7 protein-coding genes are annotated in these 9,531 nt (G+C 66.4%); 2 read left to right on the top strand and 5 right to left on the bottom strand.

The features are described 5' to 3' along the window. Window positions 1–453: 453 nt before the first annotated feature. Together R2676_RS14695 and R2676_RS14690 are read right to left on the bottom strand one after the other, a co-directional pair. Window positions 454–1,866: a methyl-accepting chemotaxis protein gene (locus tag R2676_RS14695; protein WP_102064600.1), complete on the bottom strand. Its 1,413-nt coding sequence runs from the start codon at window positions 1,864–1,866 to the stop codon at window positions 454–456. Between the two features lie 163 nt (window positions 1,867–2,029). Further along, complete coding sequence (locus R2676_RS14690) at window positions 2,030–4,762, bottom strand: sensor domain-containing protein (protein WP_206272675.1); 2,733 nt, start codon at window positions 4,760–4,762, stop codon at window positions 2,030–2,032. A gap of 170 nt (window positions 4,763–4,932) precedes the next feature. Here R2676_RS14690 and R2676_RS14685 point away from each other — a divergent pair, with 170 nt between their 5' ends. After that, window positions 4,933–6,108, top strand: a complete 1,176-nt coding sequence (locus R2676_RS14685) for an alpha-D-ribose 1-methylphosphonate 5-triphosphate diphosphatase (protein WP_316857230.1) — start codon at window positions 4,933–4,935, stop codon at window positions 6,106–6,108. Window positions 6,109–6,116: 8 nt separating this feature from the next. Beyond that, the gene (locus R2676_RS14680; RefSeq protein ID WP_206272679.1) at window positions 6,117–6,905 is read left to right on the top strand and encodes a DUF1045 domain-containing protein; all 789 of its coding nucleotides are present in this window, start codon (window positions 6,117–6,119) and stop codon (window positions 6,903–6,905) included. Here R2676_RS14680 and R2676_RS14675 read toward each other — a convergent pair. From R2676_RS14675 to R2676_RS14665, 3 genes are all read right to left on the bottom strand, one after another. Then, window positions 6,895–7,707, bottom strand: coding sequence for a hypothetical protein (locus R2676_RS14675; protein WP_206272682.1), 813 nt, complete (start codon window positions 7,705–7,707; stop codon window positions 6,895–6,897). The two genes, R2676_RS14680 and R2676_RS14675, sit on opposite strands and share 11 nt — an antisense overlap. Before the next feature lie 19 nt (window positions 7,708–7,726). Further along, entirely contained in the window at window positions 7,727–8,116 is a 390-nt protein-coding gene (locus tag R2676_RS14670) for a hypothetical protein (RefSeq protein WP_206272684.1), read from the bottom strand. A gap of 200 nt (window positions 8,117–8,316) precedes the next feature. Continuing rightward, window positions 8,317–9,501: an MFS transporter gene (locus tag R2676_RS14665; RefSeq protein ID WP_206272689.1), complete on the bottom strand. Its 1,185-nt coding sequence runs from the start codon at window positions 9,499–9,501 to the stop codon at window positions 8,317–8,319. Window positions 9,502–9,531: the final 30 nt, after the last annotated feature.

The raw sequence follows: 9,531 nt of genomic DNA, 5'->3' as shown, positions 1-9,531 counted from the left end.
CTTCCAACTTGAAGCTCGCGTCAAACTGCCGTCTCTCTCTTGCCATTGCTTTTTCCTCGTCGTGGCTCATTGTCCGCCTATCGACTTGTCCGAGGAAATTGGACCACTACAAGACAAAGAAAGTAAGTCGGCCCCGGCAGGGGACGAAACAAGGGTTGCACCATCAACACCAAAAACCCCACAAGCAAGGTCCCAAACCCCACCGACGAGGTTCGAAACCCCACCCCTCGACGTTCCGAACCCCATCAAAGCAGTCCCGAACCCCACCGCTGAGGTTCCGAAGCCGTCCAAAGCAGTCCCAAACCCCATTCACGGCGTTCCAAACGCCAAGAGCGCCAAGGTCCGACCCAGCAAATGCCGTTCTGAACAACACGGATGGAGTTCCGAACCTCAGCAATGCCGTTCCGAGCGCCATCAAAGAAGTTCGGAACCCCACCCCCACCATTACGAACCTTAACCGGCCACCTTGTAACCCATCCGGAACCCACCCCAGTGGCGGCCCCTGACGTAAATCGGCGCCGACACATCCTTCATCATCGCGAACGTCCCGTTCCCCATATCGCGACGATAGGTCTGCAACAGGAACGCCTCGGTATTGCGCGCCGCCCCCAGCCCCGTGCGATCGGTGAACAGCCGGCGGTTCCGGCTGTTGGCCGCATTCCAGACCGGGTCGCTGCCCTGCGGCTGCGAGAACTTCAGGTTGTGCGTCGGCAGATAGCCATTGGTGTCGACCGCCGCACAGAACACCACGCGCGGATCCAACTGGAGCAGCGGTTCCTGCACCGCAGGCAACACGCGGTCCGTGAACGCCGTGAACCGCGCCATATGCTGCGGCGGGTCGGTATTCGGCACGGGCACATAGGCGCGATCAAACAAATCCCCTTCGCTGATATCGCCGCGCGCCAGCGCCGATTCAAACAACGCACTGATCTTGCCGGCCGCCGCTTGCACCGCTTCGATGAACGGCGTATCGGCACTCTGCACACCAGTTGAAGCCGTCAGGCGGATCAACGTTTCCGACGCGCCCAGCAAGCCCGACAATTGCCGCTGTGCGTTGTCGATGTTGTGGCTCGATTGCTTCACGCCCTCGGCCATGGCATCCACCTCACGCGCGAGCGACGCACATTCGTCTTCGATGGCGGCAGTGGATTCCGCAATGCTCGTCGCCTCGACATCGAAGCGCGCGATCGCCTCGCCCGCCACGCCAATTACCGCACCAATCGCCTGCGTGCCGGCATCCACGCGCTGCGCGCGCGCCACGTTGGCGCTGCTGTCGCCGATGAGCTTGTCGGTCTGGCCGGACAAATCGGCCAAGGTGGTTTCGATCCGCTGCGTCGCTTCGGCGGTCTGCCCGGCGAGCTGCTTCACTGCGCCCGCCACCACGGCAAAGCTGCGGCCCGATTCCCCCGCACGGGCAGCTTCAATGGCGGCGTTGATCGCCAGCAGATTGGTCTGCTTGGCAATCTGCGAAATCTGTTCAGACGCCTGCGCCACCTGGATCAGCGCTTCACGCAGTGCAGCAATCTGCTGCTCCATGCTCGCCACGCCCACGGCCAGCTCGCGAATGTCGCGCAGCGATGCATCGACCGTTGCACGCGACCCGCTCACCTCTTCGCTGGCATGCGATGCGACTTCGCGCGCATGCCGCGCGGCGACGGCGATATCGTGGTTGCCGCGCATGGTCACATCGGCGGCGTTGCGCAACTGGTCGAACACGCTGGCCTGCCGGCGCAGGCGCACGGCCACATCTTCCACGTTGCCGGAGACTTCACAGATGCCCATGCCGACGCGGCCGGCCTCTTCGGCAATGCGGGCAACAAGGTCAGGAGAGGCTTTCGGGCCGCGGCCCCAGGCGAATGGCTTCACGTGCGGTTGTCTCCGGTTGTTCGTTGTTGTGTGCGCCCTCGCACGGATGGCGAGCCGGCCCTCTACGGGGTGTATCGGCACGGGTGAATGCGCGCTTGAGCGACGCTACCCGCACAGACTTACGCGGGCATTACAGGCGCTTTGCGCGCCGCCACGTCGAGGCCTAGGCCGGCGCGGGGCGGTTGCGGCGCAGCCGCGCCTCGTAGGCGCCGGCCGTCATGGGCGGGCCAAACAGGAAGCCCTGCAACTTGTCGCACCCGGCGGCCTGCAGGAATTCGGCCTGCTCCAGCGTCTCGACCCCCTCGGCGGTGACCGTCATGTCGAGCGATGCGGCCATGGCGACGATGGCGCGCGAAATCACCACCGAATCGCGGTGGCGCGGAATGCCCGAGACGAACGAGCGATCCACTTTCAGGTTGTCGATCGGGAAGCGCTGCAGGTACGACAGCGACGAATACCCCGTGCCGAAATCATCGATCGAGATGCGGATGCCCAATGCCGTGAGCGCATCGAGCACCGGCATCACCGCAGCGGTGTCGCGCATGAGCAAGCCTTCGGTGATCTCCATCTCCAGCGCGCTCGCGGGCAGGCCCGCTTCGGCCAGGCAGCGCGAGATGGTCGGCACCAACCCCTCGCCAAACTGGCGCGGCGACAGGTTCACGGCGACGAAGAAATCCGGCATGCAGGTGGCGCGCCAGTGCGCGGCCTGATGACACGCCTGCGCCAGCACCCATTCACCGATGTCGCCGATGAGCCCGGCGTCTTCTGCCACCGGAATGAACTCGGCGGGCGACACCTCGCCCAGCTCGGTGCTGTGCCAGCGCAGCAGCACTTCAGCACCGACGATGTCCATCGATGTGGCGTCGACGATGGGCTGGAAGCGCAGCGACAGCTCGCCCGCCGCCAAGGCACGGCGCAGGTGGTACTCCAGCTGGAAGCGTCGCTGCGCCCGCTGCGACAGGCGCGCGGTGTACACGCGATGCTGGTTGCGGCCGTTCTGCTTGGCGTTGTACATGGCGGCATCGGCACAGCGCAGCAGCGTGGCGGCATCGTTGCCGTGTTCCGGGTACACCGCAATACCGATCGACGCGCCCAGGTAGTACTCGGTGCCGCCCGTCGAAAACGGCTGCGCGATCGAATGGACGATGCGCTTGGCCAGGCGCTCGGCCTCGCCCAGCGAGCGCACGTTGTCGAGCAGCACGACGAACTCGTCGCCGCCGAGGCGCGCCAGCGTATCGCTCTGGCGCACGCAGGCCGACAGGCGTTGCGCGACGATGCGCAGCAGGTGGTCGCCCGCCTCGTGGCCGGCCGTATCGTTCACTTTCTTGAAGCCGTCCAGATCCAGGAACAACACGGCGACTTGGCGCGCCTCGCCGGCGTGGCTGGCCTCACTGGTAGCCTGTTCCATGACCGCCTGCATGCGTTGCGAGAAATACGCACGGTTGTACAACCCGGTCAGCGCATCACGCTGCGCAAGAAACGTGAGCTGTTGCTGTGCGGCACGCGCCGGCCCGATGTCGTTGAACGAGATCAGCACGGCCGAGGGGGCATCGTCGCCGGGGCGCACGATGGGCAGCACGTTTTCATGCACCCACACCACGTCGCCGTCCACCAGTTCCAGGCCGACGGTCAAGCCGAGCAGCGGGCGGCCCGTCGTCAACACCACGCGTGTCGGGCGCTCGTTGAACGGGATCTCGCTGCCGTCTTCGCGCAACGAGCGCCGCATCAGCGCCAGGTGGCTGGTGCCCACGGGCGACAGGTTGCCGGCGCGGAGAATGCGCCGCGCGCTCGGGTTGCACGCGAGGATGGTGCCGTCGGCGGCCTGCACGACGATGCCTTCGGTCAGGTTGTCGACGGCCAGGCGGTAGCGTTCTTCGCTCTCCTGCAGCTCGCGCGCGATATGGGCTTTCTGCACCGCCACGCCGATGATGTCGGTAATGCCGTCGAGCAGCCCCATGGCGTCGCGCGTGGGCGCACGCGGGGTGTCGTAGTAGATGCCCATCGCGCCGATCATCTGCGCGTTGTCGCCGCGGATGGGCGTCGACCAGCACGCGCGCAGGCCCAGCGGCGCAACGATGTCGCGGTAGCCGTCCCAGAGCGGGTCGGCGTCGATGTCTTCCACCACCACGGTCTTGTTCAGGAACATGGCCGTACCGCACGAACCGACCGCAGGGCCGATCGCGATCCCCACCAGCACCTGCGAGAGCATGAACGGCAGCGACGGCGCCACGGCGTGCGTAATGTGCTCGCCGTCGCTGCTGAGCAGGACCGAACACATGGCGCCGTCGTCGAGCAATGCCTCGACGAGCCGGCACACCTCGGCCAGCAGGTCCGGCAGCGGCACGTTGCGCGAACTGAGTTCGAGCACGGTCTTTTCGCAGCGCAGCAATTCCTTGGCGCGTGCGGTTTCGGCGGCCAGGGCGCGGTAATTGGCTTCGGATTCGCGCAGCGCCTGTTCGGCCTGCTTGCGCTGGGTGATGTCGCGTGCCACTACCTGGATGGCGGTGCGCCAGCCAAGCTGCACCGGCGCGGAAAGCACCTCGACTTCCACGGGCGTGCCATCGCAACGCAGCAAGGTCTGCTCGACAGGCGGCAAACCCGCCCCGTGCGCGACCATCCACTCGCGGCGCTGCCGGGCGAGGTGCACGGAGTTGTCGTGCACGAACTCGTCCAGCTCGTGGCCGACGATGTCGCGCGCGGATTGCGCCCCAAACAGGCGAACGCCGGCCTCGTTGACGAAAACGATGATGTCGTCCGCCACGATGTACAACGCATCCGGCATTTGCCGGACGAGCGCTTCGTAGCGGTCGTCAGCGAGCGGCAGCGGCCTTGGGTTGTCCTGGTCGATCACATCCGGTTCCGGACGGTCAGGCCGCTCAGCAGAGGTGGCGTCCATATTTGGGTTGTTTTTCACGATATCGACCATCGTGTCGGGAAAGTTAAGGCGTTTGGCTGCCTTTCCCCACTTCAGAGTGGGGCAAATGGCCGATGTGCGGATAAGCGGCACGCAGGTTGCGGCACAATGCCCGCACAACGTTTCTGCGCATCTGATCGCACATTGGCCTTATGCAATCGTTTTCGTCTTCCGTCGGCCACGTGGCTGGCCTGATTTCGCGACGCACCCTGCTGCCGGGCGGCCTGGCTGAGGCCGCCGTGCAATTTCGCGACGGGCATATTGCTGCGTGTGACGCCGACCCCACGCCCGGAATGATGGACTGCGGCGACCTGCTCGTCCTGCCCGGCATCGTCGACTTGCACGGCGACGCCTTCGAACGCGCCGTCATGCCGCGCCCCGGTGTGGCCTTTCCCTACGAGACCGCCCTGGCCGATGTTGACGGCCAATTGCTTGCCAACGGCATCACCACCGAATTCCACGGCGTGACGTATTCCTGGGAAGGCGGCTTGCGCGGCCACGCCTATGCGCTGCGCATGCTGGACACCCTCGATGCGATGCGTCCGCACCTCGGCGCGCAGCACCTGATGCACCTGCGCTTCGAACTGCACCACGCCGACGGCGTTGCCGATGCGCTGGCCTGGATGGACGCCGGCCGCGTGCACTTCCTGTCGTTCAACGATCACCTGCCGATGATGCGCGACAAGCTGGGCGACGCGCGCAAGCTCGCACAATACGCCGATCGCGCCGAGTGCGACATCGACACATTCCTCGCGCGTATGAATGCGGCCGCGGCCAACACGACGAAGCTCGCCGAGGTGACCGGCACGCTCGCGCGTGCGGCGCAGCAACGCGGCATCTGCATGGCTTCACACGATGAACCCGACATCGCCACGCGCAACACCTTCCACGCACACGGCTGCACCGTCACGGAATTTCCGTTGACCGAGGAGGTTGCGCGGGCAGCGCGGGCGCATGGCGGACATACCGTCTTCGGGGCGCCCAACGTGGTGCGCGGCGGCAGCCATAACGGCGCGCCGAATGCGGCGGCCATGGTGGCGGCGGGGCTGGGTACCGTGCTGGCGTCGGACTATTACTACCCGGCGCTGCTGGCCGCGCCGTTCAAGCTGGCCGAGCGCGGCGTGGTGCCGCTGCACGAGGCCTGGGCGCTGGTGGCAGCCAACCCCGCCGAAGCCGCAGGCCTGACGGATCGTGGCACGCTCGCGACCGGCCTGCGCGCCGACGCCATCGTGGTGGATGATCGCCGCCCGGGCCTGCCGCGCGTGGTGGCGGCCGTGGTGGGTGGGCGGCTGCGCCATGCCGCCGCACAGTTGCCGTTGATCGGCTGACCCGCGCCATGGAGCCAGCGCCGGCACCCTTATCGTCGTCTACGCCGCCCGCCTGGCGATACGCGCTCTACCTGCTGCCGCCTGAGCCCTGGTACGGGCTCGGCACACGCTGGCTCGGCCGCTGCGCCCGCACCAACACCGCCATCTCAGCCGATCAACGCGAGGCGTTTCTGCGCGAAGCCGGCATCGACCTTGCCACGCTCGACCGCTGGACGGAAGCGCCGCGCCAGTACGGCCTGCACGCTACGTTCAAACCGCCGTTCCGCCTGGCAGGCGATCGCACGGTCGATGAACTGGACGCCGCGCTGCGCCGTTTTGCACTGCAGCAGCACCCCTTCACCATCGAGCCGGCCCTGCAGACGCTGCGCGGCTTCCTGGCCTGGCGGCTGCGTCATGGCGATCCTGCCCGCGACACGCTCCACGCATTCGCCGATGCGTGCGTCAGCGAATTCGACGGCTTCCGCGCACCGCCACCGCCCGCAGAACTCGCGCGGCGCCGTCGCGTCGGCCTGTCCGATGCGCAGGAGCGTCATCTGCAGCGCTGGGGCTATCCGTATGTGTTTGGCACGTTCACGTTCCACATCACGCTGACGGGCCGGCTCGACCCTACCGAGCAGCTTGCCTGCTATCGGGCGCTAGAGGCCACGAGCGTGGTGCTGCCCGCCGCCATGCCGGTCGACCACATTGCGTTGTTCTCGCAGGCTGCGCCGGAAGCGCCGTTCAACGTGGCGCGTGTGTACCGGTTTGACGGCAGCACGGAAGACTTCGACGCGGCCCAGAGTGCGCTTAGCGCTTGAGTTCGACCACGTCGATCACCTGCGTCTGGCCGTGCTGCTCAACCTCCTGGCGCATCACGACGGCCGCTTCGGGGCAATACCAATCGGTAATGTGCGCCACGGTGGGATCGGGCTCGAGCGTTTCATTGCCCAGCCGCAGCACCCCGAGGCGCGCCGTGCGCGTGTAGCGGATCGGCCGGCACTGCAGCTCACCCACCACGGTGTTCATCGGCTGCGGGGGCCCGACCTCGCGCTCCGAGACCTCCACCTTGGCGCGCTCGGCCCGCATGCGCCCGACCGAAATGCCAAGCCGCGGCGACACCACATCGAAATCGAAACTGGATTCGTACGTATCGCCGGGCAGCATCTGCGCTTCGGGCGCCAGCCCCGCGCCGTACAGGAACATGCCCGAGATGGCGGTGCTGACGGTGCCGACCAGATCGGCATGTTCGCTTTGCGCAAATACGCGGCCATTGATGCTGACAATGCGCGTGACGACGCCGGCTTCGTCCACCAGCAGCTGGTGCTCCTGGACCGTCTCGATCGGGCGGCCGCCCAGCGCCACGAGGCCCGATTTGGCGTAGATGTGCAGGCCGATTTCGCAGCCGTCCTGCATGTCGCGATTGACATCGTGCAGCGTGAACTCGACGATCATCGGCGTCTTGCCGTTGCCGTCCAGGCGCACGCGACTGCCGTCATGCACCCACGGCGCGGAGCACAGCCCCGCCGCATGCGCGGGTAGCGCCAGCGCAAACACCGCCACAGCGGCGGCGTTCCACAAAGAAAAACGCCGATGCATCCGGCGATGCATCAGCGTCTTCATGAACCCGATCGGCACGGGCTTACTGCTTGGGCGCGTCCTTCTTGTTGGCGCCCTCGCTGTACGGGTCGAACTTGCCGCCAGCCTTGGCACCCTGGCTATACGGATCGAACTTCTCGCCGGCCTTGGCGCCCTGGGTGTACGTGTCGTACTTGCCCTTCTCCACATTGGCAGGCTGGGCGCCGGGGTTGAGCGCGCTGGCAGTGCTGTCGTTCTTGTTGGCGCCTTGCGAATACGGATCGAACTTGTCGCCGGCCTTCGCACCCTGTTGGTACGGATCAAACTTGTCGCCGACTTTTGCGCCTTGGCTATAGGGGTCGAACTTCTTCTGGTCGGTCTGCGCGAGGGCCGCGGTGCCGACGGCGGCTACGACAGCGACCGCTGCCACGAGGGTAAGACGTTTGTACGGCATCTGAAGCTCCTTTCCTATGGGTCGTTTGGGCTGGCTGACAGCACAGCCTCGTTTTGAACGCATCCCGATGCCGTGCGCAACTGGCACGTTGGCGCCGGGAAACCCCCTCTCCTCGTCGTACGCTATGGCAAGCGCACAGGAAAGTCAACGCACAGCAACTGCATATTTTTTAGGCAGATTCGTGCTGCAGCGCGGGGCAATCAGCGACGGTCCGGCGGGCGGATCGCCCGGGGCCCCGCCACCGCAATCAACGCCATGGTGAGCGCCACCACCGACAGGCCCCAGCGCAGGTCTGAGCGATGCGCGATCAACCCGATGATGACCGGGCCGATCAGCAAGCCCACGTAGGCAAAGCGCGCCACGGCGGCGATGCCTTCGGCGGCCGGCACACCGGGCAGGCGCGACGCGGTGATGAAGAAGATCGGGACCATGTTGGCGGCGCCCACGCCCATCAGCGCAAAGCCTGTCAGGACAGCCATCGGCGCGGGCCACAGCAGCGCAAGCAGGATCCCGCCCGTGGCCAGCACGCCACTGGCGCCGAGCACACGCATGTTGCCCCAGCGCCCGCGTGCAAAGTCGCCGCCGAAACGCGCCAGCGCCATCCCGCCCGAAAACGCTGCGTATCCCGCGCTGGCAACGGCTTCGGGCGATTGCGCGATCTCGCGCATGTACACGGTCGTCCAGTCGTACATCGCGCCTTCGCCGACCAGCCCGAAGAACGCCAGCACGCCCAGCACCAACAGCGTACGGCCCGTGGTCGGATGTGCGGATTCGCCTTCCGCATGCACGTGGTCCGGCAGCATGAACGGCCCGGCACATAGCGCTGCCGCCATGGTGACGAGCGCCATGCCGCCGCAATGCACGGCCGGCGGCACGCCCAGTTCCAGCAGCACGCCACCCACCGCCGCGCCCACCATGCCGCCCAGGCTGAACATGCCGTGCAGCGAGGAAATGATCGGCTTGTGATGATTGGCCTCGACCGTGGCCGCTTGCGCATTCATGGCGACATCGAAACCGGCGTTGGTGATGCCGAACAGCAGCAGTACCGCCAGCAGTGCCGGGTAGGTCGGCATCAGCATGATGAGCGCGGTCATCACGCCAAATGCCACGCCGCCCTGCACGCTCGCGCGGCGCGTGCCGACGCGCGCCGCCCACTGACCCGCAAACTTCATCGCGACGATGGCGCCGGCCGCCACCATGAACATCGCCAACGACAGCGACGCCTCGGACAGCCCGAAGCGCGCCTTCACCGTCGGAATGTGAATGCCCCACGTCGCAAACGTTGCACCGTTGGCGAAAAAGAGAGCCATCGTGGCCGCGCGGGCCGACAGGGGAAGCCGGCGGGGCCGCAGCGCGCCGGCAGATTGGACGTATTCGGAAGACATGAAGGACAGCTGGGAAAAACGCGCAGCGCG

Origin of the sequence: Ralstonia flatus, assembly GCF_958439105.1 — a bacterium.
Classification (GTDB): Bacteria; Pseudomonadota; Gammaproteobacteria; order Burkholderiales; family Burkholderiaceae; genus Ralstonia; species Ralstonia flatus.
This window is presented reverse-complemented; position numbering and strand designations above follow the sequence as displayed.

What these genes read in the sequence shown, in the direction of transcription:
- R2676_RS14690 (WP_206272675.1), bottom strand. Translation starts at nt 4,762, where the DNA reads ATGGACGCCACCTCTGCTGAGCGGCCTGACCGTCCGGAACCGGATGTG.
- R2676_RS14685 (WP_316857230.1), top strand. Translation starts at nt 4,933, where the DNA reads ATGCAATCGTTTTCGTCTTCCGTCGGCCACGTGGCTGGCCTGATTTCG.
- R2676_RS14680 (WP_206272679.1), top strand. Translation starts at nt 6,117, where the DNA reads ATGGAGCCAGCGCCGGCACCCTTATCGTCGTCTACGCCGCCCGCCTGG.
- R2676_RS14675 (WP_206272682.1), bottom strand. Translation starts at nt 7,707, where the DNA reads ATGAAGACGCTGATGCATCGCCGGATGCATCGGCGTTTTTCTTTGTGG.
- R2676_RS14670 (WP_206272684.1), bottom strand. Translation starts at nt 8,116, where the DNA reads ATGCCGTACAAACGTCTTACCCTCGTGGCAGCGGTCGCTGTCGTAGCC.
- R2676_RS14665 (WP_206272689.1), bottom strand. Translation starts at nt 9,501, where the DNA reads ATGTCTTCCGAATACGTCCAATCTGCCGGCGCGCTGCGGCCCCGCCGG.